The sequence below is a fragment of the Methanomassiliicoccus sp. genome (assembly GCA_012719175.1).
Lineage (GTDB): Archaea > Thermoplasmatota > Thermoplasmata > Methanomassiliicoccales > Methanomassiliicoccaceae > UBA6.
The window spans coordinates 67,015-91,013 of record JAAYAX010000007.1; the positions used below are offsets into that span (position 1 = coordinate 67,015).

Annotated in this window: 24 protein-coding genes; 12 read left to right on the forward strand and 12 right to left on the reverse strand. The window is 58.9% G+C overall.

Features of this window, described 5'->3' with window-relative positions; genetic code table 11:
- The first annotated feature begins 133 nt into the window (after window positions 1-133).
- A complete protein-coding gene (locus GXX95_06295; protein NLT37749.1) occupies window positions 134-421 on the forward strand; it encodes a rubrerythrin in 288 nt (95 codons plus the stop codon).
- Between the two features lie 175 nt (window positions 422-596).
- On the opposite strand, the gene GXX95_06300 is transcribed toward GXX95_06295, so the two are convergent.
- Both GXX95_06300 and GXX95_06305 read right to left on the reverse strand, forming a co-directional pair.
- Window positions 597-3,233, reverse strand: coding sequence for a PAS domain S-box protein (locus tag GXX95_06300; protein ID NLT37750.1), 2,637 nt, complete (start codon window positions 3,231-3,233; stop codon window positions 597-599).
- 166 nt (window positions 3,234-3,399) lie between these two features.
- A complete protein-coding gene (locus tag GXX95_06305) occupies window positions 3,400-4,065 on the reverse strand; it encodes a hypothetical protein (GenBank protein NLT37751.1) in 666 nt (221 codons plus the stop codon).
- A 302-nt stretch (window positions 4,066-4,367) separates the two neighbouring features.
- On the opposite strand from GXX95_06305, the gene GXX95_06310 reads away from it, so the two are divergent.
- Window positions 4,368-4,592, forward strand: coding sequence for a hypothetical protein (locus GXX95_06310; GenBank protein NLT37752.1), 225 nt, complete (start codon window positions 4,368-4,370; stop codon window positions 4,590-4,592).
- 163 nt (window positions 4,593-4,755) lie between these two features.
- Here the strand turns inward: GXX95_06310 and GXX95_06315 are convergent, their stop codons facing one another.
- Window positions 4,756-4,989, reverse strand: coding sequence for a hypothetical protein (locus GXX95_06315; GenBank protein NLT37753.1), 234 nt, complete (start codon window positions 4,987-4,989; stop codon window positions 4,756-4,758).
- Between the two features lie 204 nt (window positions 4,990-5,193).
- Between GXX95_06315 and GXX95_06320 the strand changes: the two genes are divergently transcribed.
- The 4 genes from GXX95_06320 (at window position 5,194) to GXX95_06335 (ending at window position 8,360) form a co-directional block, all read left to right on the forward strand.
- The gene (locus GXX95_06320) at window positions 5,194-5,370 is read left to right on the forward strand and encodes a hypothetical protein (GenBank protein ID NLT37754.1); all 177 of its coding nucleotides are present in this window, start codon (window positions 5,194-5,196) and stop codon (window positions 5,368-5,370) included.
- A gap of 146 nt (window positions 5,371-5,516) precedes the next feature.
- On the forward strand, window positions 5,517-6,569 hold the full coding sequence (locus GXX95_06325; GenBank protein NLT37755.1) for an aminopeptidase: 1,053 nt from the start codon (window positions 5,517-5,519) through the stop codon (window positions 6,567-6,569).
- A gap of 124 nt (window positions 6,570-6,693) precedes the next feature.
- The gene (locus GXX95_06330) at window positions 6,694-7,071 is read left to right on the forward strand and encodes a hypothetical protein (protein ID NLT37756.1); all 378 of its coding nucleotides are present in this window, start codon (window positions 6,694-6,696) and stop codon (window positions 7,069-7,071) included.
- 56 nt (window positions 7,072-7,127) lie between these two features.
- Complete coding sequence (locus tag GXX95_06335) at window positions 7,128-8,360, forward strand: 2,3-bisphosphoglycerate-independent phosphoglycerate mutase (GenBank protein NLT37757.1); 1,233 nt, start codon at window positions 7,128-7,130, stop codon at window positions 8,358-8,360.
- A 192-nt stretch (window positions 8,361-8,552) separates the two neighbouring features.
- On the opposite strand, the gene GXX95_06340 is transcribed toward GXX95_06335, so the two are convergent.
- The 3 genes from GXX95_06340 to GXX95_06350 are packed head-to-tail and all read right to left on the reverse strand — an operon-like array spanning window position 8,553 to window position 11,439.
- The gene (locus tag GXX95_06340) at window positions 8,553-8,996 is read right to left on the reverse strand and encodes a hypothetical protein (GenBank protein ID NLT37758.1); all 444 of its coding nucleotides are present in this window, start codon (window positions 8,994-8,996) and stop codon (window positions 8,553-8,555) included.
- Window positions 8,993-9,466, reverse strand: a complete 474-nt coding sequence (locus GXX95_06345) for a hypothetical protein (GenBank protein NLT37759.1) — start codon at window positions 9,464-9,466, stop codon at window positions 8,993-8,995. Before GXX95_06345 ends, GXX95_06340 begins: the two co-directional genes overlap by 4 nt.
- Before the next feature lie 50 nt (window positions 9,467-9,516).
- Window positions 9,517-11,439, reverse strand: coding sequence for a peptidase (locus GXX95_06350; GenBank protein ID NLT37760.1), 1,923 nt, complete (start codon window positions 11,437-11,439; stop codon window positions 9,517-9,519).
- Between the two features lie 139 nt (window positions 11,440-11,578).
- Here GXX95_06350 and GXX95_06355 point away from each other — a divergent pair, with 139 nt between their 5' ends.
- The 3 genes from GXX95_06355 to GXX95_06365 are packed head-to-tail and all read left to right on the forward strand — an operon-like array spanning window position 11,579 to window position 15,630.
- The gene (locus GXX95_06355) at window positions 11,579-12,145 is read left to right on the forward strand and encodes a hypothetical protein (GenBank protein NLT37761.1); all 567 of its coding nucleotides are present in this window, start codon (window positions 11,579-11,581) and stop codon (window positions 12,143-12,145) included.
- The gene (locus GXX95_06360; GenBank protein NLT37762.1) at window positions 12,135-13,862 is read left to right on the forward strand and encodes a type II/IV secretion system ATPase subunit; all 1,728 of its coding nucleotides are present in this window, start codon (window positions 12,135-12,137) and stop codon (window positions 13,860-13,862) included. Before GXX95_06355 ends, GXX95_06360 begins: the two co-directional genes overlap by 11 nt.
- Window position 13,863: 1 nt before the next feature.
- Entirely contained in the window at window positions 13,864-15,630 is a 1,767-nt protein-coding gene (locus GXX95_06365; protein NLT37763.1) for a hypothetical protein, read from the forward strand.
- Here the strand turns inward: GXX95_06365 and GXX95_06370 are convergent.
- Entirely contained in the window at window positions 15,596-16,018 is a 423-nt protein-coding gene (locus tag GXX95_06370; protein NLT37764.1) for a formylmethanofuran dehydrogenase, read from the reverse strand. The genes GXX95_06365 and GXX95_06370 overlap by 35 nt on opposite strands.
- 87 nt (window positions 16,019-16,105) lie before the next feature.
- Between GXX95_06370 and GXX95_06375 the strand changes: the two genes are divergently transcribed.
- From GXX95_06375 to GXX95_06385, 3 genes are all read left to right on the forward strand, one after another.
- Entirely contained in the window at window positions 16,106-16,624 is a 519-nt protein-coding gene (locus GXX95_06375) for a DUF2085 domain-containing protein (protein NLT37765.1), read from the forward strand.
- A 430-nt stretch (window positions 16,625-17,054) separates the two neighbouring features.
- Complete coding sequence (gene psmB, locus GXX95_06380) at window positions 17,055-17,717, forward strand: archaeal proteasome endopeptidase complex subunit beta (GenBank protein ID NLT37766.1); 663 nt, start codon at window positions 17,055-17,057, stop codon at window positions 17,715-17,717.
- Window positions 17,718-17,768: 51 nt separating this feature from the next.
- The gene (locus GXX95_06385) at window positions 17,769-19,679 is read left to right on the forward strand and encodes a beta-CASP ribonuclease aCPSF1 (GenBank protein NLT37767.1); all 1,911 of its coding nucleotides are present in this window, start codon (window positions 17,769-17,771) and stop codon (window positions 19,677-19,679) included.
- Between the two features lie 127 nt (window positions 19,680-19,806).
- Here GXX95_06385 and GXX95_06390 read toward each other — a convergent pair whose 3' ends face one another.
- The 5 genes from GXX95_06390 to GXX95_06410 form a co-directional block, all read right to left on the reverse strand.
- Window positions 19,807-20,736, reverse strand: coding sequence for a 4-demethylwyosine synthase TYW1 (locus tag GXX95_06390; GenBank protein NLT37768.1), 930 nt, complete (start codon window positions 20,734-20,736; stop codon window positions 19,807-19,809).
- A 7-nt stretch (window positions 20,737-20,743) separates the two neighbouring features.
- A complete protein-coding gene (locus tag GXX95_06395; protein NLT37769.1) occupies window positions 20,744-22,171 on the reverse strand; it encodes a replication factor C large subunit in 1,428 nt (475 codons plus the stop codon).
- 86 nt (window positions 22,172-22,257) lie between these two features.
- Window positions 22,258-22,614 carry a hypothetical protein gene (locus tag GXX95_06400; GenBank protein ID NLT37770.1) on the reverse strand — a complete coding sequence of 119 codons (357 nt, stop codon included), beginning with the start codon at window positions 22,612-22,614 and terminating at the stop codon, window positions 22,258-22,260.
- A 308-nt stretch (window positions 22,615-22,922) separates the two neighbouring features.
- Window positions 22,923-23,408 carry a hypothetical protein gene (locus GXX95_06405; protein ID NLT37771.1) on the reverse strand — a complete coding sequence of 162 codons (486 nt, stop codon included), beginning with the start codon at window positions 23,406-23,408 and terminating at the stop codon, window positions 22,923-22,925.
- Window positions 23,409-23,441: 33 nt separating this feature from the next.
- Entirely contained in the window at window positions 23,442-23,972 is a 531-nt protein-coding gene (locus GXX95_06410) for a flavin reductase (GenBank protein NLT37772.1), read from the reverse strand.
- Window positions 23,973-23,999 lie beyond the last annotated feature (27 nt).

Sequence of the window (23,999 nt, forward strand, 5' to 3'; positions counted from 1 at the left end):
TCCTCAATTATCTGACCAGGATATTGAGAACATACATGAATTGGTCGGGGACATTTGACATCAGCCGGGTCCGATCTTGAACTGTCAGGGGACATGTATATCCGTCTCGAGACATATTTGGAAAGGAGGAAAAATGCTCTCCAAGATGCCTACGGACCTTAGCCGGTCAGAACAGAGGTGCATCGAGCTCGAGGCCATACGGGCCGCCATCATCGCCGAGCTGGACGCCATAAACCTTTATGAGCAGTTGGCCGCCAACTCCAAGGACCCTCTGGTGAAAAAGGTCCTTCTGGACATAGCGCGCGAGGAGAAGACCCACGCGGGCGAGTTCACCACGCTCCTGCTGTATCTCGACAAGCAGCAGAAGGAGGAGATGGAGAATGGCCGCAAGGAGGTCGAGGAGATGATTGAGGAGAAGTGACCTCTTCGATCCATAATTTTTCTCCATCTGATCGTGTTGAATAAGAGATTCTAGGGAATAAGTGACATCGACCAACCGCTTGGTGAATGCTATCCAGACCTATGCATCTGAGTTGCGTCGGAGATCGTTCTGACTTTTATTCTTCAACCCTCTGATCTCGTCAGCCATCCATCCTTTACGTAGTTTCCATTCCGATCCCTGACATTATCAGAGGCTCACCTTCGGCATTTCTCTGGACGAAGGCCAATACGCGTATGTTATGGACCGATCCATCTGGCCAGCGCAATCTGAGCACGGTGTCCAGACGGGAACCGTCCTTGAGCGCCCTCCTTATCTCCTCCTCGTACTTCGCCCTGTCCTCGGGCAGGGTAAGGCCGAGCCAGTCCTCTAACCGTCCCCCGAACTCGTCCTTGCGAATGCCGTGGTGCTCGAACATTAGATCGCTCCACGTGACTCTGTCCTTGGTCACATCCCATTCCCAGACCCCCGCTCTTCCGGCCTGGGTGGCCAGGTCAAGGAGGCCGGAGATCCTTTTCAGTTCTTCCTTGACCTGCCTGTGCTCGTTTATGACCTCGGTGTCAAGGATGATACCTCCGATGGACCCGTCCGGAAGAAACCAGGGGCGGCATTCCCACCTGGTCCAGTAGACCGACCCATGCTCCTTGATGTACGATTCCTCATCAGCGCTGATGACCTCCCCCGCCAAGGCCCGGCGGTGGACCTCCTTCCATTGGGGGGGCAGGTCCGGGAACACATCATAGTGGTACATGCCCTCCACATTCCTCTTCAGTTCATAGTCATCGATGTAGTGCTGGCTCACGAACAGGTATCTCATCTCTCGGTCCAGCACGGCAATGGCGCTCCTGCTGTGCTCGATGATGTACCTCATGAGGTCGTTGGAGTGGGCCATCGCCTCCTGGGCGCGCTTGGTCTCAGTGATATCGTGGATGACTCCGAACACGATTCTCTGCTCGGGATCGTACTCTGCCGAGGAGTGGATGTCGAGTATCTGCCCATCATCCATCCTCTTTATCTTGAACTCCACATCATAGGGAGCTCCCTCCTCGATCAGCTTCTTCAGTGAGCTGTCCAAGAGAGGACGGTACTGGGCCAGGGGCACCGCCTGCACCTCCTTCAGTGACCACTTCTTTTGCTCTATGCCATAGATCTTGCTGGCACCCCTTGAACCGATCATCGAGAGGTCATCCAGATCGATGGTCCAATGACCGATGCGGGCGACTTCCTCCGCTCGCTGCAATCGTCCCTCGCTCTGATGAAGGGCGTCCTCTGCCCTCCTCCTCTCTGTCACGTCCCTGGAGTTGATTATGGCACCGATGATGTGACCGCCCTCATCGGTGAGAGCGGTGCCTATGGAATGGACCCAATGCAAGGTGCCGTTCCTGTCCTTGATCCTGTACTCGATCTCCTTCGTCTCTCCCCTGTGCATCCATTGCTTATACTCGTCCTCTACCCACCGGCGGTCCTCAGGCACTATAAGATCGAATATCGAACGCCCAACGACCTCTTCTGGATCGATGCCGATGAGGCGATGGTGCGAAGGGCTTGCATAAAGAGCTATACCATGCTGGTCCAGCTCCACCACCAGGTCGCTCATGTTCTCCGTTATCCGTCTCAGGTTTCTCTCTGCCTCGCTCAGGGCCAGCTGGGACAGCTTGCGCTCGCTCACATCCCTCACGGACCCCGTGGAGCCGTTGACACCACTCCCGTTCGTGGTGGGGGAACCGGTGAGCTCCCCGATGAAGGTCCTGCCGTCCGCATGCTTCATCAAAAGCTCCAGGTTGCGGACCGGTTTTCCGACCTTCACGGTCGCCTGGAACTCCCGGATGGCCTTGGGGACGGAGGATTCCTCCAGGTATTCCATGAAATGCCTTCCGATCATCTCCTCGGGTGAGCGGCCGAACAATGATGAAGAGGAGGGGGAGATGTATGTTATCGTCCCCTCCGCATCGGTGGTGTAGACGACATCAAGCAGCTGCTCCGCGATGAGCTTGAAACGCTCCTCGCTCTCCTTGGCAGCCATCTTGGCCATCCTGATGTCCGTGATATCGGTGCTGATCACGATCATATGATCCTTGCCCAGGGGATTTACGGCGGTGATGTAGTCGCGACCGTTGAGCGGGAAGTGATGCTCCTTGACGAAGGGCTGCCCATCGTCCCTTATCTTTTGGATGTAAGGTAGGAACCTGCTCATCATGTCGGACCCCATGATGTTGCTGACCCCCTTTCCCACGACGTCAGCCGAAGATCTGATGCCCAGCCTCCGGAGGCCGGAGCGGTTTATATCGCGCACTAGGCCGTCGATGATCGTTCCATGCTCGTCGACGAAGTACTCCAGGATCAAGGCCAGCTCGTTCATGTTGTCGAACAGGCCTCTGTACTTGGCCTCCCTTTCCCTCACGGCCTTCTCGGCCTCGTTCCTGTCGATGGCATGTTGTATCTGGTTTGACAGCTCGGTGAACTGGGCTCTGGGGTCCCCGCCCTTCTGAAGGTAGAAATCGGCCCCGTTATTGAGGGCCTCGATGGCGATCTCCTCCCGCCCTCGACCAGTGAATAGTATGAAGGGGATCCTGTTCCCGGAAGCCCTTATCCTCTTGAGAAGCTCTATGCCGTCCATGACCGGCATCTGATAATCGGCCACGATGGCCAGGTACTCGTTCTCCCTTACCCCTTCCAGGGCCTCCTCGGCGGAAGTGGTGGTATCCACGGTGAATGATCCCATCTGCTCCAGGAAGGCCTTCCCCACATCCAAGAGCCCCTCCTCATCATCGACATAAAGAATTCTATATGTCACGGCCCCACTCCGTATGGCATCTAAGAGCAGGACGATTGATGAATTAATAAATTTCTTCATCAGATTTTTTTAAAGGATTTTGAACAATTGGTTGTTTTTTATCCGGTTATTCTTCCTGCTGCCCTCATGGGACGATAGTAAGGAAAAAGTGAAAGGTGTTTGGTCATCAGTCGTTGCCGTTCTTGATCGCATCGATGTTGGTGTCGGTGACGACCATGGTCATGATGCCGTTGGTCGTCGGGTCCTCGGAATCTTCTATGGTCGTGACCGTCTTGTACACTACAGGGGTTTGTGCCCCGATGTAATAATCCATCGTTGTAGTCACGGACCCTTCCACAGTCACGTTGCGATAGTGATCTACGGTCTTGGTGCCAAAGGCCGTGGTCAGCTGCTCGGTCCCGACCTTCGTCGCCATGTCCTCAATGGACTCGTCCCCGCTCGAGCCGAGAGTGGTGTTGTAGTCACCATGGAACGTCATGGTGGTCGTCTGTTGGGTCATGCTGTTGTACGTGGTCAGGGTAATATCGTAGCCCGTGGTCGTGACGTTGGAGACCTGCCATCGGGTGGTGCTGTTGAAGTTCATCTCACCAAAGTCAGTGTCCATGTCCATGACCATGTATTGGCCGTTCACGAGCTGATAGGCGGCCCCTGTATCATTGTTGTTGTCATTGTTATTATTGTCGTTCGTATCGCCCGCCCCATCATCATTGTTGTTGAGGAGCATCATACCCCCAGCGATAGCCGCTATGGCTACCACGGCGACGACTATGCCCACCAACAGCATCTTCGATGGTCCCTTCTTAGGGACAGATGGCTGATTAGTACCGTCCATGTTTTTCCTCGAATGGAGGACAGGGGTTGCTGATTTATTTATATCTCATGCCAGAAAGTAGTCCAGACCTAGCGTTCGATCCCCGCCATGCGTTCGATTGGTCCCTTGTAGCCGGGAACCATCGACGTATGCGCGTTCACAATGATGAAACAGCAGAAACTAATTTCCCATAGTGCGTGATAAGGTTAATGGTGGAAGGCCCACATGCTTGCTCCTTCGGCGAAGGATAGATGAGTGATAACCGCTTTACCGTCCCCGGGCCCTGTGAACAGGCATATAAATAACCGCATCGGGTGATCTCATTGGGAGAACTAATACTGGCAGCATCGGATGAACCCCGGCGTCTCAACATAGTATTGCTCGACGAACCGAGCGAGAAGATGCTAAAGATGAACAAGAACGTACGGAAGGAGAAAGAGGTCTCAGAAAGAAGCATAAAGGACGAAGTGGTGATCGACGTCCCACCCGGAAAGAGGGTCAGGATAGTCATGACCAGCGAGCCCAAGGTCTCCAGGACCAAGGGTTAGCCGCTCCGTTTTTTTCCCCTGGTCCAATGGGACCTCGGGGAGCATACCTATTTCAATCGACATAATTCTCAGCAGCCCTCATGTGGACAGTGAGGGGCGATCCACCTGTCTATAGGTGCAAAATTCAACAATCAAAGATGGAAAGGACAGAAGTGGTTTTATATCAAAGGGTTATGCGTTCGAGATCGACGGCGTCGGACATCAGGGGTGCTGGGGAGGATATCTGCTCGACGAGCACGATGATCGCCGCACCCTCGGTGGTGTTCTCCCCGGAGGTATCTCCCTCGTGGGTCTCCTCGTTCTGCGGGTAGTTGCTGGCCCCAGCCATGGCCAAGGAACCCATGATGACGATGGGGATGATGATCACCGCAAGGACCAACAGAGTGTTCTTCTTCATGGGGGAAAGGGATGAGAAGTTTCACATATAAAGGTTATCAAGGCCCCCCATACGCCTCCCATAGCCTCGTCGTTGCTGATTATCACGAGACATTACCATCTGATTGTTCAGTTATCTCAATACGTGTTATTTTATACCAGAATATTAATTGTGAGAGTTAACACTTGTTCTGAACAAACAGGTGCGACAACAGTAGGTAATCGTATGAACGACAGAAGAGGCGGATATAGACGCGACGAGCCCCGTGAAATGCATCCAGCGAAGTGCTCCGATTGTGGAGCGGAGACCCAGGTCCCATTCAAGCCGACTGAGGGAAGGCCGGTCTACTGCAGGGATTGCTACCAGAAGCACAAGCCGGCACGAAGTGAGAGAAGGTTCTAAACCAGGATCTTTTCGAAACAAACTACTTCCCTCTTTTTCCCATATTGTTTTGGCAACAGCTGTCTCTTGGTCCTGATGGACATCTCACAACCATCTTATACGTCCAAATCGGTCCCAGATGCCCGAGCATAACTGAGGTCTTGTAAATGTCCAGCATTGAAGAGGCGGCCTTGGTGGCCATGCGCGACGTGATAGGGCTGCGGACTGGGGAGGAAGTCCTGATAGCGACCAACTTCGAGGGCGATGCCTTCGATATATCCCGGGCGTTGTTCGATCAAACGAAGGCATTGGGAGGCAGACCGGTGATGATGGTCCAGGAGCCTAAGACCATCCTGCAGTTCGCCGAGCATGCGGTCCTGGCCGCGATCCGCGAGTGCCCGGACATCTTCATATCCGTGCCGCACTTCAAGACCGGCAAGGACCCATATGGTCAGAAGATCGGGTACATCGGACATGACGGCAAACGGTATGACCATATCCAATACTATCTCATGGGGGAGAGAAGGATGCGCTCCTTCTGGTCACCTTCGTTGACCAGGGACACCTTCGAGCGCTGCGTGGTCCTGGACTACGCGGAGATGAGGGCCAACGCCGCCAAGCTGAAGAAGATAATGGACGCGGGGAAGAAGGTGCATGTCACCTCCCCCGCGGGTACGGACGTCACCATCTCCATCGAGGGCAGAAAGGCCTTCGCCGATGATGGTGATTTCCGCCTGCCGGGCAGCGGCGGCAACATCCCCTGCGGCGAGGTGTACGTATCTCCGGTGGTAGCATCGACCAAGGGCACGATCGTTTACGATGGTACCCTAGACCTCATCCCCAGATGCGTACAGCCCAAGGAGCCCGTAAGAGTGGACTTCAAGGATGGGTACATCTCCGAGGTGAGCGGCGGTCCGGACGCCGAGGCCCTCCTCGCTGTGATTAAGAGCGGGGAGAAGAGGGCCCGCGAGAACGGGCTGGTGGCCGAGGAGCGCAACGCCCGCAACATCGGAGAGCTGGGCATCGGTATCAATTACCAGGCCAAGATGGTCAACAACATGCTGGAGGATGAGAAGGTGGGCAAGACCTGCCACTTCGCCATCGGCTTCAACTACGACAACGACGGGCCCGCTCTGATCCATCAGGACTGTTTGGTCAAGAGGCCGTCGATCTGGGTTGATGATACGCAGATCCTCAGGGACGGGGACATAATCATCTGATGGTTCCCCTCGCCTTTGCCCTTTCCATCTGCTCCTGGACCGGACCAGAAACCCTTGTTATTAGGACGAATTATTCACTATTATTATATAGTAGTGCAAACAGATTACATATGAGAGTGAGGAGATGAGCACGGTAAGGCAGATGGTAACCCATGAGATATTGACCAGCGCGATCAAGAACAGATTAGAGGTTTCACAGGATGTCGCTCAGGACCTGGCCTTCAGGGTCCTAAACTACTTCGGTTTCGGTGAAGAGATCATAGACAACGTTCTGGACCACGATGATCGCAGGACGTTCTACTTCCTTCAGGACATGCAGATCCTGACCACACACTGGGAGGAGGCGTTGCTGCCGTCCGGAAGGATATGGAGGGTGTTCTACTGGGACCTGAACACCGGGCGCATTTTACAGTATGCGACCTCGCCCTCGGAGGGTTCCCGGATCGAGGAGGGCCTCTACGAGACCCTTCCCGAGGACGTGTGGTCCAGGTCCGCGGCCTGAGCACCACACCATATACCTTTTTTTATATCATTCATGCATAAACCCGAGGCGATAAGATGGAAGCGGGCAAGAAGATGATGATCGTCGTAATGGACGGTCTAGGGGACCGTGCGGTGAAGGAGCTTGGCTACAAGACCCCACTGCAGGTCGCGAAGAAACCGAACCTTGACTGGTTCGCGCAGAACGGAACGTCCGGGTCCATGGACGTCATAGGTCCAGGGATCCGGCCCGGATCGGACACCTCCCATCTGGCGCTCCTAGGTTATGATCCCTATGAGGTATACACAGGCCGCGGGCCCTTCGAGGCCGCCGGGGTCGGACTGATCGGTCAGAAGGGCGATATCGCTTTCCGATGCAACTTCGCCACGGTGGACCCGAAGATGAACGTCATGGACCGCCGGGCGGGGCGCATCAAGGAACCGGACACCACGGAGCTGGTGAAAGCTCTGCAAGGCCTGAAGGTCGCCGGGATCGAGGCCATAGTGAAGGACGCCACCGAGCACCGCGCCGTCCTCCTGTTACGCGGTGAGGGCCTGGACCCTCATGTCTCCGACGCCGACCCCCACGCCATCGCCAAGGTGCAGTTGAGCAAGCCATTGGTCCCTGGGGCCCAGAGGACCGCGGAGGCGGTGAACGAGTTCGTCAAGAGGTCCTTCGAGATCCTCGATGCCCACCCTGTGAACATCCGCCGCCGGGAGCAGGGTCTGCTGCCAGGGAACATCCTGTTACCCCGGGGTGGCGGTCCCTTCCCGGACATCGAGCCCTTCGAGAAGCGCTACGGCATGAAGGGGTCATGTGTGGCCGGGGTGTCGCTCATCAAGGGTATCGGCCGCGTGGTCGGTCTGGAGATCGTGGATGTCCCCAAAGGTTCCGGAGGGACGGGCACCGACATGGTGGCCAAGGCCCGCATCGCCCTGAAGGAGCTGGAGCGGAAGGACTTCGTGCTCATGAACGTGAAGGCCTCGGACGTGGTGTCCCATGATGGGGACCCCCGCCGCAAGATCGAGGTCATCGAGCGCCTCGACGGCATGGCCAAGGTGCTCCGCGAAGGCCTGCCTGAGGGAGCGGTCATCGCCTTCTGTGCCGACCACTGCACCCCCGTGGCCCGGTTCGACCACTCCGGCGATCCGGTCCCCCTGACCATCTACTCGGAGACCAGCATTAAGGATGGTGTGCAGAGCTACGATGAGGTCTCCTGCGCCAAGGGAGCGCTAGGACGTATCAGAGGCAAGGACCTGATGCCCATCCTGTACGACCGCGCGGACCGCTCCGAGAAGTTCGGGGCCTAAGACCGATTTCCTTACCTCTCTCCGTGAACCTTCAGGTCCGCGGAGACCCGGGACCTCATCGGGCCGCCCCTTATCGCCCTCCACGCGGGCCGTCCGGATGAGGGACCGGGAGCCATGGGGCGGGAACGCCGCAATATTCCTGGTCCGTTCGCTTTGAAAATGACTCCATGTGGGTGCGACAAAGTGTTGAGCCTAACGGAGCCATGCTTCCAGACGGTACTCCACCACCTCACCGTGGAACGTCTCCCGGACGATGGAGCAGTACACCGTGCCCTCAGGGACGATCGGGCTGATGGACACAACGGCGATCTCGGTGCCAGAGCGGTGCACCGACCACCTCCAATCCCATCCTGGCAGCAGCAAATCCAGCGTCATGGATATCTCGACTTCCATCTCTTGCCCCATATCTTTGTTCATGAGGAACACCTCCTGCAGCACCTGGGCGTTGCCGTCGGCGCCCTTCACCGTCGTGCGCAGAAGTACAGTGAGGGAGTCCTCGACCCTCTGCTGCTCCTCCCCCTCCCCAAGAGAGGGTGCGGAGAACGCTGCCAGGAGGGACACTGACACCAAGGAGGCTATGGCCAGGAACACGAAGGCGTCGAATATGCCGGCCATCCCTTCCCTGCTCCACCTCATGCCCACACCCAGACCGTTATAAGGGCGGCCCTCACGTCCGCCTGATGGAAGTATATGTTGACGGGGGCGCTGCGGCAGCTCCTCTCCCCGTCGTTGACCTTCCCCTGCTGGTGCAGGACCTCCGTGGTGCCGTCAGGATATGTTAGAATGACCTTAGCTCCTCCTTCTCCCATGAAGGACGTCCAGTCCACCCGTGCCAGGTCCCTGTGGTCCAGCATCATGCTCCCCCGGGACCAGGCAGGATCGTCCAGTATGGAGTTCAGTGTAGACTCGCACCGATGGTCCAGGTCCTCGCTGCCTTCTCCATCATCAACGGACAGTAGGGTCAGTGACAAGGTGAGCAGCAGCAACCCCGAGGTCACGATCACCATGGCCATGATGGCCTCGAAGAAACCCCCGATGCCGTAAGCGTCGGAACGTAGAGAAGCGCGTCGTCGTACCCTCGTCTCGTCCGCTACCTTGCGGTTCATGCGGTGAGAACGACCTGCTATCCGAATCCCTATGCACTACAGTTAGCCGACTACTGCACTCCCCTGAGGAAATGCCCAGCGGTGATGCCCCCTACCCGGCGCTTGATCTTCTCCTTCTGACGGAGGTCCCTCTTGGCGTAGGCCCTGGCCACGATGGAGCACAGGTCCGGAGGTCGGTTCCGGAGGTCGATTCCATAGGAGTCCATTCCCATGCGCTCCAGCTCATCGAGGTGGTCGAGCAGGAAGAGGTCCGCGGAGTTGAGTATATGAGCGTACCCCTGGTGGTCCCGGATGACCGGGAACCTGGCCCCTCGCTCGTCCACCAGGGTCCCCTCCGGCAACGTGGGGTCGCGGGTGATCATCAGCTCCAACCTTCCGAAGACCATCACCTCCAACCTCCCCCGATAGTGGCGGGCAAGGTCCCACATATCGTCCCTGGAGAGCTCCACGGACAGTGTATACTGGTATAGTTCCGGATGGTTCAAGGAGTTGAACATGTTCATGAAGTAGGAGCCGTAGACCATGCGTTCGGGGAAAACCATGGACTGACCGGGGGAGTTGACCATGAGGGGCGCGTCCGGCACCGCGGGAATGTTTGGAGTTATGCGCGGCAGGTTCACCACGCACTCCACCGAGGACGACCGGCACTCCGCCAAAGCCTCGTCCGTATGCGGCCCCAGGTCGAAGTACACCCTCTGGGCATAAGGCAGCACCTCCTTCAGGGCAGGGATGGACGAGACGTAGAAGGAGAGCTCTCCGGGGCGGGGCTTCCGTTGGACCTCCTGAGGGTGTAAGGACACCTCCCTCCGCAGCACATGCGATGCGGGGAATGGTACCTTATTTATCGTAGCCTCGATGGCCGCGAACTCTCGGTCCTTGGTCTTATATGCCGTGTAATCGCCCAGCTCCAGCCGGTAGGGGGAGGGGAGGATTTTGACGTCCCCTTCCACGATGGGGGAACGGACCTCGAAGCCTCCGACCTTCTCGTCACCGCGGTAGAAGGTGATCCCGTCCCCCTCCTCCAGCTCGCCCCTCACCCTCACCCTGCGACCCTCTGATCTTGCCCTCCCCAGCAGCAGGCCCCGGGAGTCGGGATAGGAGCGCTGCATGACCTCGGTGGTGAGCATGTACCCTGGACTGAAGCCACGGTTGAACGCCACGGAGAGCATCTCCCGCTCCCTCGGCGTCATGAGCACCTCCTCTCCCTTCTCCGCCCTCTGCACCGCGGCCTTGTATATCTTCGTGGCCAGGTACACGTACACCGGGGACCGCAGGCGTCCCTCGATCTTCACGGCCTCCACCCCTATCTCCAGCAGGCGGGGCAGGGCTTCGATCGAGAACAGGTCGGCGGTCGACAGCAGGTAGCCGGACTGGAGGCCGAGGGTGTAGCGCTTGCGGCATGGTTGGGCACACATCCCCCGGTTACCCGAGCGGCCTCCCAGGATGGATGAGAACAGGCATTGGCCGGAGAACGCGTAGCACAGTGCGCCGTGCACGAACACCTCCAGGCCAATGGTGGTGGAGGTGGCGATGCGGGCGATCTCCGGGAGCGTCAGCTCACGGGACAGTATCGCCCTGGTGATCCCTTGCTTCTGGGCCCACAGGGCGTCCTCCGGTGAGTGTATCCCCATCTGGGTGGAGGCATGGACGTCCAGGCCGTAGCGCTCCCTGGCTAGCTGTGCCAATCCTCGGTCCTGCACTATGACCGCATCCGCGCCGATGCGGTCCAAAAGGTCCAGGTAGCTGCTGGCGAGGCTGAGCTCACGCTCCTTGATAAGGGTGTTCACGGTCACGTACACCCTCACTCCTCTCCCGTGCGCCGTGTCCACCGCCGACTTCAGCTCATCATCGGAGAAGTTTTGGGCGAACCGCCTGGCCCCGAACAGCTTACCACCTAGATAAATGGCATCGGCGCCCCCGGCCAGGGCGGCCTTGAATGTCTCCTTGGACCCGGCTGGAGCGAGGACTTCCATGCTCGCTCAATGGAAGGGGGCGGATTTAATTCCTTTCGCCGTCCCCGTTCGACGATGCCAGGAGGTGTGAGCGATATGATGTAGCTTGATTGTAGGGTTAACATGGATATCCTCACGAGGCCTGCTAACGGCCGGGACCATGAGAAATAACATTCTTACCATGCTCAAGGGAAGGGCGCGGCCGGCGAGGCCTCAGCCCGGCCGGACCGGCTGCTCGGGGAAGAGGGAGGGAGGCACTCTGGTGGTCGACTGCCAAGGCTGCCGCCAGGCCCAGAGCCTGGTCGACCAGCACTGCCTCAAGGGAGTGCTGCGGCTCATAGCGGCCGACCCGCCCAACATCCGGGAGATCGTCCTGGTGCGCGACTGGCACATCTGTTACGGAAGGGAGGTCGTGGACATCCTGTCGAAGGTGGCCGATGTGGTGCGGTTCTGCAACGGGTTGCAGTTCGATCGACCCTTCGATGACTGCGCTGCCTGCTCTTCCAACCCCCGCCTGGTGGTGAGCAGAGTGGTGGATTTCCTTCCCCGCGCCGCCCCGGAGCTGGACACCCGGAACCCTCGCCCCTCGGGCGGCCACGGCCGGGCGTGCGAGCAATGCGTGCACAACCTCCGGACCAACCTCGACCATGCCCGGCTCATGCTGGATGGGGCCGAGGCGTCCATGCGCAAGACCTCTGTCCGAGTGGTGAGCCCTTATGACCACTAGGATTGTCCTGCGATCGCACGGCATCGGCCGGGACTTGGAAGCAGGCGGTCTGAGCCAGGCGCTGTCTGCAATGCTGCGCGAGAAGGCCATGAGAAGACCGGGATTCTCTGGATGCTGGACCACCCCTGACCTGCCCCTCAACCACCGGGTCCTGGAGAGCTATATGGTCCTGGGCACCACGGTGAAGGTGGTGTCCCAGGAGCAGGGTGGAGAGCTCCTATACCACGTGCGGCCCTGGGAATACGATCTTCCAGACCCCTGGATCACCGCTCTCGCACGCGTCGTCCAGAAGATCTCCTACCTTCCCCCTCCCACTCTGATCTCATCCGCCGCCGAGCTCCGGGACCACGTCCACAGCTCGTCCTCCAGGCTCTTGCGTAGCATGGTCTCCGGGGGACAGCTTGAGCTAGGACGGGGGATAGAGGAGAGGGAGGATAACATATCCCGCCTGTCGGAGATCGTGGTCCGCTACACCGTGGGCCTGGGCCTTTTCGAGGTCCTGCTCTCCGATGACCGCATTGAGGACGTGTTCGTGGATGCCCCGTCCTCGGAGAACCCCTTACACATAACCATCAACGGCGTCAACGGTACCAATGCCGTCCGACGGTGCCTCACCAACATCACTGCCTCCTCCAGGGAGGTGGAGAAGATCGCCTCGAGGCTCAAGCAGACGAGCGGCCATCCCTTCTCCGAGGCCTTCCCTGTACTGGAGACCGACGTCGAGGGCTTCGAGTCCAGGGCTACGGTCATCGGGCCTCCGCTGTCGCCCGGAGGGACGGCCCTGGCCTTGCGAAGGCACTCGCGGAGACCGTGGACCCTGATGAAGCTGGCATACAACGGTTCCATCGACGTGTCCATGGCCGGATTGCTGTCCTTCCTTATCGACGGACGCAGCGCTATGCTCGTATGCGGGGCCCGGGGCGCAGGGAAGTCCTCTCTGCTGTCAGCGATGATGTTCGAGTTCCCCCTGTCGCAACGCATCCTCACCATCGAGGACACCCTCGAGCTCCCCACCCCGCAGATGCAGGCACTGGGGTACAAGGTCCAATCGCTGTTCGTGGAGAGCAGTCTGGAGCACACCAACGAGGAGATGGCGGATCAGGCGCTGAGGGTCTCCCTCCGCCTGGGGGAGTCGGCCATAGTCCTGGGCGAGGTCCGGGGGAAGGAAGCCCAGACCCTTTACCAGAGCATGCGCACGGGAAAGGCCGGCTCATCGGTCCTAGGAACGATCCACGGGGAATCCGCAAGCTCGGTGTACGAGCGGGTCGTTCATGATATGGGCATACCCAAGGAGGCCTTCATGGCCACGGACCTGGTCCTAACCATGGGCCTGTCGCGGCCGGGAGGATCGTCACGTTCCGTCCGTCGCCTGGTAGAGATCTCCGAGTGCCATCGCAACAACGATGCCGCGGAGTTCCATAACCTGTTGGAAGAAGAAGGCGCGTTCACAGGTTCTGCACTGAACGCATCCTCGGTCGTACGCCGCATCGCCTCCTCCTGGGACATGTCCATGGATGAAGCTCTTTCCAATATCCAGGCTCGGACGGACATGCGCCAAGTGCTCCTCGACTCCGCTGCCTCCGGTGGCCTGCAGTACCTGGAACCAGAATGGGTGCTCCGGTGCAACCGCTTCTTCTGGGACCGCATCGACTCGGGGGATAGGGACTATGGGCGGATGGTGGACGAATTCCGTTCCCTAGTGAACAGGAGGTCTTAACATGCCCCTTTCGGAAGCGTTGTTCTCAGGCCTTCCGTCCCTTCTACCAAATGTCACCGTGCCTTCGTCCTTCTCCACCGTTATGAGGACAAAGAGGAGCGCGGCCGGTGCCCGGTGGATGCTCCGCAACGAGGTGGAGGAGGGCACGCTGGCCAAGGGTGGATGGAACCTGTTCATCATCTCTGCGGCGCTCGCCTTGGCGACCTTTATGGTGATGATCCTGGCGCTGGGGGCGGGGACCGCCGCCTATGGCCTCGTCCCTTGCCTGCTGGTCCCCATAACAATCTCCTCACTTTACCTCAATGCTCCGGAGAGCTACGCTCAGGCCGAGGAGCGGAGGATGCTCCGGGAGTCACCGTCCATCATAGGGTGCATGACCATGAGCATGCAGGTGCACCCCTCTCTGGAGCAGGCGGTGACATTCGCCGCGGAACGGGGCGAGGGCGTGCTCGCGCAGAGACTGAAGGAGGCGCTGTGGGCCAACGTGACCCGGGCCAAGAGCTCGCTGAACGAGGCCCTCGACGATCTTACGGCCACGCTCTCTCATGCGAACGATTCCCTGAGGCAGTCGCTTCATCTGGTTATCTCCGCCACCTGCGAGCGCACCAAGGAAGGCATGGACCGCCTGCTGGACAAGGCCAATGCGGTAGCCTTGGCGGGAGTCCGGGATGCTGTCGACACCTACATCTCCTCCCTGACCATGCCCACCATGGTGCTGTTCTCCCTCGGCACCTTGCTCCCCATCATGATGTTCTCCTTGCTGCCCCTATTGTCGCTGGGGACCTCGATGGGCGCTGAGGCCACGACCACGGCGATCCCCTTCCACTACCTGGCGTTCATACTCCTGGTGGTGATCCCGGCGTCAGCTCTGATCTACGCCTGGAACATCCTATCCCGAAACCCCCTGGGGATGGTGCTCGGGAAGGAGGATGTGCGCAGCCTCTTCCCGCCGCAGCTTCTCCTGGCATGGGGGGCTGCCATTGTCGCTGCCACATTGCTGGACTTGGGACCTCTGACTATAGCCGGAGCGATCGTGCTGACTCCCTGTCCCTTCCTATATTGGAGGCTACGTTCCTACGCCCACGGTTCCAAGGGCAAGGGCCTCATGGAGAAGGAAGCCACGGCGGCCCTGTTCCAGACCGGGAACCGCATGGTCTCCGGGAGCACCGCCGAGCGCGCCCTGGAGGGCGTGGCCCTGAACATGAAGGAGGGGGTGTTCGTCGACATGGTCACCTCACTTCTCTACCGCCATCGCCTCACGGGAAGAAGGCTGGAGGACCTTCTGGTAGAAGATGGGACCTTGAGGGCGGCCTCGCCGGTGGCGGAGAACGCCTACGCCACGATGCTTCAATGTGCCCGCCGGGACCCCATGTATGCCGGCCAGATCGCCCTGCACCTGGCTCAGATGTTGTCGGACCTTCGCGGATGCCAGTTGAGGGTGGAGGAGAGGCTGAGGGGGGTGGTGGACATGATGAGGTCCACGGGAACGTTCTTCGCGCCCATGGTTTTAGGGGTAACGGGAGCCTTGTTCTCCCTCATCCGGGAAAGAGCTGGCTCCTTGGGCGGTGTGACCTCGGACCTAGAGCTGGTGACTGGAATATACATAGGGGAGCTGTCCTTACTGGTTTCGTTCTTCACCGTGCTCATAATGGGTGAGAGGAGCTGGAAGGGTGTGGTGTACTGCTACGCGACACGAACCCCAGTGGCCTTCCTGACCTACGTCGTGGTCTCCGTCATCTGCCGAACGGGGCTGATCGGTCTGATGTGACGACGAACAGGTCATCGTCGGAGAGGGAGTAGAAACGCATGGCCATCTCCTCCTCGTTATGATGGTCGCAACGCGCGGATATGTCCTCTATGAGCTCAGGTCGGACCCGGATATCGAGATGCCCCGTCCCGTCGGAGAACTCCGACCATGCCTGCCTTTCCTCCAGGAGGGTGATGTTGTTCTTTCCGAGGGTGCAGCATGAGGACATCTGGATGCCATCGGCAAGGCAGGACAGGGGCCTCTCCGTGCCGCTGTGGACCCGAGCATAGATACGCTGGGTGAAGCGGCGGCGGGCCAGCTGACCCATGCGGTATCCCAGGACCGCGAACGGGCCCAGGTGACCATGGAACTTTTTGAGGGCGATCATCTCGTCAGGAAGCGTGATCATGTGCCCCGGAATGCACCGTCCCCGTTTAAGTCCCTTTTCCCAGGCAGGGAGGGAAACGATTATTTCCCTGGGTGAGATGGAGGTTCGATGCACGGGGACCCGTCCCACGGGGCCAAGAAGGCCATGCTCATCTTCTTCACCGCCTGGGCCGTGGTGGTCCTCATCTCGCCCTGGACCTTGCCGGCGGGCAGCGTGCCGGACCTCAGCGGACGCTCCGGTTCCCTCGACAACATGGACAGCATCGAAGAGATGAACCCACTGGCCGCGGCTGTGTACATCATCGGCGATGTCTACTGCCATCAAAGGCTGGACCGCTCGTTCACGATGAACGGGAACGAGATGCCCTTCTGCGCCCGGGACGTGGGCATCTTCCTGGGTCTGGCCCTGGGGATGCTGATCATCATGATGATCCGTCCGAGATTCCGTTTCTGGCTGTTCCTTGTTCTGGTCGTACCCATCATACTGGACGGGAGTATGCAACTTCTGGGTTTGTACGAGTCCAACAACGCAATGCGCCTGATAACAGGGGCCTTGGGCGGCGGAGGGAGCTCATATCTATTGGGCCATGTGGCCGATGTAAAACTTGGTTCTAGTAAAAGTTCCTGAGAAGGTAAGAGTATTGTGAGACAGGCAGGCACGGGAAGTCCTGACGCGAAGCCATCCTAATTTCCAGTTTGGAGCACACGGTATGTGTAGTGCGTGTCACAGGAGTGGTCTTATACGCTACCTGTCCCGTCATTCTTCAGCTTACTAGACCGATTTAAAATTAACGCCTAGAATCACACCTTTTGTAACGCAGTCTGGCGATGACCTGCGTTAATCGTTCCAGAGGGGCCAAGGCTACCGTCTATCGCCGGGGACCATTAGCGAGCTGGCTGTCCTGGACCATTCCCTTCTGCGTTTTTCGTCAACGGTTCGGTTCCTGCTCGTTATCGATATTATCAGGCCAGATAAGCAAAGTATAAATATGGCCCCCATCATTTGTTGACCAACAAGTTAGAATCCATCTTTTAACCAATTTTATGGATTGATAGTCATGGCTAATGACGAGTTGAAGACAGGCACAACCACCATCGGTATAGTGTTCAAGGATGGTGTCGTACTAGCTACTGAGCACCGGGCCACCATGGGCAATGTGATCGCCCACAAGGATGTCCGTAAGCTGTTCAAGATCGATGACAACCTGGGGTTGACCGTGGCCGGTCTGGTCGGTGATGCTCAGCTGCTTGCCAGGTACATAAAGGCGGAGGTGGAGCTATACAAGCTCAAGAGGGGCGCACCCATGTCCGTGAACTCCGCAGCCACCCTCCTATCCAACATCATGAGGGGTGGAGGAGGCTCATACGGGTTCTACTATGTGGGTCTGATCATCGGTGGTATCGACACCAACGGTGGGCATGTCTACTCCTTGGATGCTGCGGGTGGCTCCATCCGCGATGAGTATGTGTCCGTAGGCTCCGGGTCCCCCTACGCCTACGGTGTCCTGGAGGACCACTACAAGAGGGGCATGTCCGAGGACGATGCCATCTCTCTGGCCATCAGGGCGCTGAACGCCGCCATGCGGCGGGATTCCGCAAGCGGCGATGGGTACGCGGTGTCCGTTATCAACAAGGACGGTTTCCGCGAGCTCTCGCCGGAGGAAACCCTGGAGAGGGCCACCAAGATGAAGCTGATGGTCGGCTTCGTCAAACACCCTTAAACACCTTTTAACTTCTTTTGTTAAAATATATAAAATAAGCTGGAAAAATTCATGAGCGCTGATAGAGTTTTAGAGGATGCAAAGGAACAGATACGGAAGATCGCTCCTTCCGACGTGAACATCACGGCCATCGAGTTCGAGGGGCCTGTGGTAGTGATATATACCCAGGACATGGAGAAGTTCGCCTCCAACAATGATATCGTTAGGCAGCTAGCCCAGGGCCTGAGGCGAAGGGTAGCCATTCGCCCTGACCCAGGAATGCTGGCCGATCCCGAGGTGGTGGAGAAGCGGATCCGGGAGATCATCCCCGAGGATGCGCAGATCACCGATATCTACTTCGAGGACGACACGGGGGAGGTCACCATCGAGGCCATCGCCCCCGGATTGGTCATAGGCAAGCATGGCAGCATCCTCAACGAGATCAAGAAGGAAGTGGGGTGGGCCCCCAAGGTGGTGCGCGCCCCGCCCCTGCCGTCGAAGACGGTCTCGGACATCCGCAACTATCTGCGGCAGATATCGGATGATCGCAAGACCTTCCTGAAGAAAGTGGGAAGGCGATTGGCCCGGCCCCGGATAGAGGGCGAGTCGTGGGTCAGGATGACCGCCCTGGGCGGTTACCGTGAGGTCGGTAGGAGCGCCACCCTGTTGAGCACCAGGGAGAGCAAGGTCCTTATCGACTGTGGCGTGGACCCCTCGGACAAGGAAGGGGCCACTCCCTACTTCAACGCCCCCGAGATACAGCCGCTGGAAAATCTGGACGCCATCGTCATCACCCATGCTCACCTGGACCACTGCGCCCTGCTGCCGGCACTGTTCAAGTACGGTTATGACGGCCCCATATACTGCACTCCTCCGACCCGGGACCTTATGTCGCTCATGCAGCTGGACTACATCAAGGTCTCCTTCGGAGAAGGGAAGAAAGCACCCTATGATTCTTCGCACGTGCGGGAGATGGTCGCCCACTGCATCCCCCTCAAGTACGGTGAGACCACGGACATCGCTCCGGACATCAGGCTGACGTTCCAGAACGCTGGCCACATCCTTGGCTCCGCGGTGTGCCACTTCCACATCGGCGACGGGCTGTACAACATCGCGTTCACCGGGGACATGAAGTTCGAGCGGACCTGGCTCTTCAACCCCACGGCCAACAAGTTCCCCCGCCTGGAGACGTTGGTGATCGAGTCCACGTACGGAGGCTACCGTGACATTCAGCCCTCGAGGGTGGAGGCGGGAAATGCTCTGAAGGAAATAGTGGAGCGGACCATGAAGAACGGAGGCAAGGCCATCATACCAGTGTTCGCGGTCGGCCGTTCACAAGAGGTCATGCTCGTGCTGGAGGAGATGATGCGGACCAGCAAGTTGCCCAACGTGCCGGTGTACCTTGACGGCATGATATGGGAGGCTACCGCCATCCATACTGCCTATCCGGAGTACCTCAACTCCCAGCTCCGCACCCAGATCTTCCAGATGGGGCAGAACCCCTTCCTCTCGCCCATATTCAAGAGGGTGGAGACCTCGGAGATGAGGGAGCGCATATGCCATGACGTCGAGCCCTGCATTGTGCTGGCAACTGGAGGCATGATGAACGGCGGACCTGTCCTGGAGTACCTCAAGGCGTGGGCGGATGAGCCCAAGAACTCGCTCATATTCGTCGGGTACCAGGCCGAAGGGACGCTCGGGAACAAGATCCAGAAGGGGTGGAGCGAGCTACAGCTCAGCGAGCGGGGGAAGCCCATCAGCGTAAAGATCAAGCTCAACGTGGAGGTCGCCGAGGGATTCTCCGGTCACTCCGACCGGAGGCAGCTGATGTCCTACATCGCCTCCCTGGACCCCAAGCCGGAGAGGATCATCATCGGGCATGGCGACGAGCACAAATGCTCTGACCTGGCATCCTCCATCTACAAGAAGTTCAACGTGGAGACCCGGGCGCCCATGAACCTCGAGACCATCCGCATGAAGTGAGGCGGGCACTGGGTGCCGGCCCGGCATCGGCTCTTGGATAATACCAGGCGATAAGCTTAGGTCTTGGGGCCTGTTGCCGGCCTGAACCTTTTTCTTACACTCTTACAGCAATTCGGTTACGGTTGATTCATAGTCCAGGTATACGCAGGCGGCTCTCGTCCCTACCCTGGACCAGGACCCTGCTGTCCTTCCTCTCCTTCAGTATGTCCATGCCCAACCGCTCCCCCAGGCGGCGGGAGAACTCCACTATGTCGGCATGAGAGGGCATATTGTCCATGTGCATGCGTCGGCGGGAGTCCCCCACGAAGACGTAGCCCTTGGGCTCAATGAACATTGGATCGGCGATGGAGTCCAGGCGGGCATATTCATCCTCCCAGCCCATGTTCCATCCCTTGACCAGGGTATGCCTGACCACCGTCCTGGTGTCCAGGGAAGGGAACAGCTCCAGGGTCCTCATCAAACGCTCCCAGCCGTCCGGCTGCCGGGGTACGCACAGGCGCTTGTACACTTCGACGTTGGGGGCGGCCACGGTCACGTACAGCTGTGTGGGTAAAGGATGCAGTTTCTCCAGGACCTCCGGGTAGGTCCCGTTGGTGACCAGGAAGGTGGTCATCCCTCGGCGGTGGCACAGCTCGATGAGATCGCCGAGATATGGGTAGAGGGTAGGCTCCCCGGAGAGGGATATGGCCACCTGCTTCGGCTCCCTGGCCTCCTTCCACATCTCCCGGGAGCAGCGCTGGTCGCCCCCGAAGCCGGAGACCAGCTTCCGCTGCTCCTCGATGCACGCGTCGAGCATGGCCTCGGGCTCGCTCCATCTCTCCACCTTGCCCTCGAAACCCTGCACCCGCCAGCAGAACAGGCAATTGTGGCTGCACTGGTTCACCACGGGGGTCATCTGCAGGCAGCGGTGGGAACGGATGCCGTAGAACTCCTCCTTGTAGCAAGGGCGGCCCTTAAGGAGGGATTGCTGCATCCAGTGGCAGAGCTTCACCGCAGCGTGTCCGCCGTGCATCTTATACTGCTGCTTCTCTCGCGCCCGGTTCATGTCGTCGGTCATGGACACCTCAGAACAGCGTCCTCTGGGAGGGGGCGGGCTGCGGCTTTGCCTCCGTCTTCGCGGTCCTGATCTCCGCGTCCGGGTGCGGGCGCTCGATGGCCCGCTCCATATGCTGCTCCTTGGCATCCAGGACCCTCTTTATGTCGTTCATCAGGTGCTTCACGGCGTTGGAGTCTAACTTTTCTCCCAGTAGGAAGGCGACCTCCTCGTCCTCGAGCTGCAGCTCTATGGCCGTCCTCAACTGGAACCCCTTGTCGTTCTGGAACAGCGTCCTGAAGTACGGCAGCAGCACCTGCCGAGCCTGGGCAGTGGACTGATGGGTGGCCTCTCCCAGCTTGGCGGAGATGCCGCTCTGTATCGCCCTATTGCTCTTGCTGCGGGACATCTTCATCAGGTACATAGGGAAGCTGTATCGGATGTAGCCCCGGACCTCCCTGGTCTTGGCGGCGCAGACGCCGAACGACAGCAGGTCACCGGCGTAGCTCCAGAACCCATAGTGCTGACGCCTACGCACCCGTCCGAGGAAGGTGTCCGCACGGGCGACGGCCTTCATTCCCCGATAGAGGTCAAGATGGTCCCGGTACGCCACCGGAAGGTTCTCCTCCACCCACAGGAGCTTGGTCTCAGGGGTCTCGTCCACCTCCATCATCCGCAGACGGGCTCCCTGGGCATCGGTGGACTTGAACACATCGTCCATGACCGTGTACATGGTCTTCTCCACCTCCCTCGGTGACACCACCGTGGTATTGAGGTCGGTGACCTCCTCCTTGCCCAAGGCCACTGCCTGGAGGTCCCTGATGGCCGAGCGCAGGTCGCCCCCGGAGTTGTCCGCAAGGATCTCCAGGGCGCGGTCCGATACCCTCACCCCCTGATCCTTGGATATCTTCCTGAGCACGCTCCTGACGGTCACGCTCTTGATGCGGGAGAACTTCACCTGCTCTGTCTGGGACTTCAGCACCGAGCTCTTCTTGGTAAGGCCGTACCAGTCGTTGACGATGAGAATTACGGGCTGCTTGGTGGACCTCACCAGGTCCACTATGGCGGGGATGCCGCCCCGGTCCTCCTTGCCGCTGACGTTGTCCGCCTCATCAAGGATTATGAGCTTCAGCCGGCCCTTCTTGGTGGACAGGTACTCGCCGGTGGAGGAGAACGTCTGCCCCATGGCGCCACGGAGGGCGATTCCCTTGATGGCATCGGCGTTGCGCTGGTCGGAGGCGTTCATCTCCACCACGTCCCAGCCGTAGTCCTTGGCGAGGGCCAGGGCGGCGCTGGTCTTGCCCGTCCCCGGGGTGCCGATGAGGGCGGCGGCCTTCTTGAGCGGCCTTCCCATCTCCCAAGCGTCCGCCCAGGCCCTAAGCTCCTGAACCGCCTTGGGGTTGCCCACGACCTCATCGAGGCCCTTGGGCCTATACAGCTCCGTCCAATCCTCGCTCATGATCGGTGAAAAGATGCCACGGTGTGATAAATAATTGCCCCCAGGTAGGCCGTAATGGCCATGGGGGCTCCGCCGGGGTGCGAGCGTTAACGATTTTTCCCGGGCCGCTTCCCGTCCTCGTATGCCAGGACAGTTATCCCGCCGCCAACCTCCTCTCGCAGGAAGGCCTCTGCCTCCAGGGCCTCGGAGGCGGATACCAGGACCGTGACCTTGATTCCCATTCCCAAGGTCTCAGAATATTCCTCTACGGCGTCCGGATCTGCCCAGAAGGCCTCGGGCTCGATGAACTCCAGTTCCGTGACCTCACCCCTGGGGTCCAAACGCCTTATAAGTCCACGGGTACCGACCTCGGTGTCCATGTAGTCGTCCTCGAACGCCGTGTCGGGGAACTCCTCCCGGAGGCGCTGAATGCGTGCGGCCCCGGCCATCATGACCATATCCATAGGGAGGGCATGGGCGGAGGAGGGATAATAGCGCTGCGAGGAGGGGGCCACCAAGTCCGGGTGTTAACGATCAGATTCTATACATAGAACGATCCATGGAAATTCAACGCTCGCACCTGAGAAGGATGAGAGGATGCGCCATGCGCTCATGAACGAAATCGGTCAGGCGGGAATGACAGGTCATACATTTCTCAACATGCATCTGAAATGGTCTCGTTTTCCTGGTTTTACCTTATCATTGGTACGTGGAGCCTGGCCTGCTCTTTCGCTTCAGGATCGCAATGGCGAAGATGAGGGAAACTCGGCGATCATTTCGAAGGTGGCACTTCGACCGCGAAACCCATTGTCTGGGACAGGTCCACGAGGCCCTCGTGGATGGCCTTCAGCCTCGTCTCCACCGAAGGGTTCCTCCCGTTGATCCTCTCTATGTTGAGCAGGCAGTCGCGGAGCTCCTCGAAGCGCATCTCCAGAACATCATCGTCACCGCCCTCGAAGGCGGTTCTGAGAGCGTTCACCAGTAGATGGTCCGCTGCCAAAAGGCGATCGTGCCTCTCGCTCTCATCGCCGTCCAGATGCACGAAGCCTGTGGACATCACGATAAGATTGACCACGAAGGTCCGGGGATCGTCCGATCCCTCCGGAGGCATGGCGCCCCTGACCTGATGCAGCAGGTCCCATGCCTGTCTCTCCGCACCTCCACCGGCCAGTTCAGGTATTCCTACCATCAGCTGTTGCATGAGCGCGGATATGGTGCCGCCTACCTCATTGACCGGAGCATCGCTGTCGTCTGACATGACATACCCCTGTGACAATAATGCCTCGATGCTTTATCCCTTTATCTCCGGTGGACGCTCAAGCGGCCGGTAGGTGGGTGCGGTGACCGGGGTGTGGCCTTTCAGTACGGTCCGATAGTAGCGGTACGTCATCGGTTCCCCTCCTAGCAGCATCCCTGTATCGGTGACCTTGCCCAGGAAAAGAGTGTGCGTGACCGCGTCCAACGAGGAGATCACCGAGACCTCGATGTAGGCGAGGGTATCCGAGAGGACGATGGGGGCGCCGTTGTCGGCTGACCGATGCGGGACCTCCCTGAACTTCTCGACATCGTAGCCATGGTGGAAACCGAACAGGTTGATGAGGGACATCGGGGCTGCCGTGCTCAGGACCGAGACGGTGAACGCACCGCTCCTCTGGATCATGCCGTGGGTGCGGTTCACCTTGTTGATGCACACAGACAGCAGGAGGGGTTCTGATGCTACCTGGAACAGGGTGTTGGACACCTGCCCGTTATATTCACCATCTTCCGCAACGCCGATGATGTACATTCCGTAGGTCAGCTCATGGAGGGCGCGGCGGTCGATCATCCTGAGCTGTTAGAGTGCCCAAGC

Bases quoted from the DNA above. Each gene is read 5' to 3' on its own strand.
- GXX95_06400 (NLT37770.1), bottom strand. From the start codon at position 22,614: ATGGATATGGTCATGATGGCCGGGGCCGCACGCATTCAGCGCCTCCGG.
- GXX95_06355 (NLT37761.1), top strand. From the start codon at position 11,579: ATGAGAAATAACATTCTTACCATGCTCAAGGGAAGGGCGCGGCCGGCG.
- GXX95_06405 (NLT37771.1), bottom strand. From the start codon at position 23,408: ATGTCAGACGACAGCGATGCTCCGGTCAATGAGGTAGGCGGCACCATA.
- GXX95_06375 (NLT37765.1), top strand. From the start codon at position 16,106: ATGCACGGGGACCCGTCCCACGGGGCCAAGAAGGCCATGCTCATCTTC.
- GXX95_06395 (NLT37769.1), bottom strand. From the start codon at position 22,171: ATGAGCGAGGATTGGACGGAGCTGTATAGGCCCAAGGGCCTCGATGAG.
- GXX95_06360 (NLT37762.1), top strand. From the start codon at position 12,135: ATGACCACTAGGATTGTCCTGCGATCGCACGGCATCGGCCGGGACTTG.
- GXX95_06330 (NLT37756.1), top strand. From the start codon at position 6,694: ATGAGCACGGTAAGGCAGATGGTAACCCATGAGATATTGACCAGCGCG.
- GXX95_06390 (NLT37768.1), bottom strand. From the start codon at position 20,736: ATGACCGACGACATGAACCGGGCGCGAGAGAAGCAGCAGTATAAGATG.
- GXX95_06350 (NLT37760.1), bottom strand. From the start codon at position 11,439: ATGGAAGTCCTCGCTCCAGCCGGGTCCAAGGAGACATTCAAGGCCGCC.
- GXX95_06315 (NLT37753.1), bottom strand. From the start codon at position 4,989: ATGAAGAAGAACACTCTGTTGGTCCTTGCGGTGATCATCATCCCCATC.
- GXX95_06385 (NLT37767.1), top strand. From the start codon at position 17,769: ATGAGCGCTGATAGAGTTTTAGAGGATGCAAAGGAACAGATACGGAAG.
- GXX95_06320 (NLT37754.1), top strand. From the start codon at position 5,194: ATGAACGACAGAAGAGGCGGATATAGACGCGACGAGCCCCGTGAAATG.
- GXX95_06340 (NLT37758.1), bottom strand. From the start codon at position 8,996: ATGAGGTGGAGCAGGGAAGGGATGGCCGGCATATTCGACGCCTTCGTG.
- GXX95_06305 (NLT37751.1), bottom strand. From the start codon at position 4,065: ATGGACGGTACTAATCAGCCATCTGTCCCTAAGAAGGGACCATCGAAG.
- GXX95_06370 (NLT37764.1), bottom strand. From the start codon at position 16,018: ATGATCACGCTTCCTGACGAGATGATCGCCCTCAAAAAGTTCCATGGT.
- GXX95_06335 (NLT37757.1), top strand. From the start codon at position 7,128: ATGGAAGCGGGCAAGAAGATGATGATCGTCGTAATGGACGGTCTAGGG.
- psmB (NLT37766.1), top strand. From the start codon at position 17,055: ATGGCTAATGACGAGTTGAAGACAGGCACAACCACCATCGGTATAGTG.
- GXX95_06365 (NLT37763.1), top strand. From the start codon at position 13,864: ATGCCCCTTTCGGAAGCGTTGTTCTCAGGCCTTCCGTCCCTTCTACCA.
- GXX95_06295 (NLT37749.1), top strand. From the start codon at position 134: ATGCTCTCCAAGATGCCTACGGACCTTAGCCGGTCAGAACAGAGGTGC.
- GXX95_06345 (NLT37759.1), bottom strand. From the start codon at position 9,466: ATGAACCGCAAGGTAGCGGACGAGACGAGGGTACGACGACGCGCTTCT.
- GXX95_06325 (NLT37755.1), top strand. From the start codon at position 5,517: ATGTCCAGCATTGAAGAGGCGGCCTTGGTGGCCATGCGCGACGTGATA.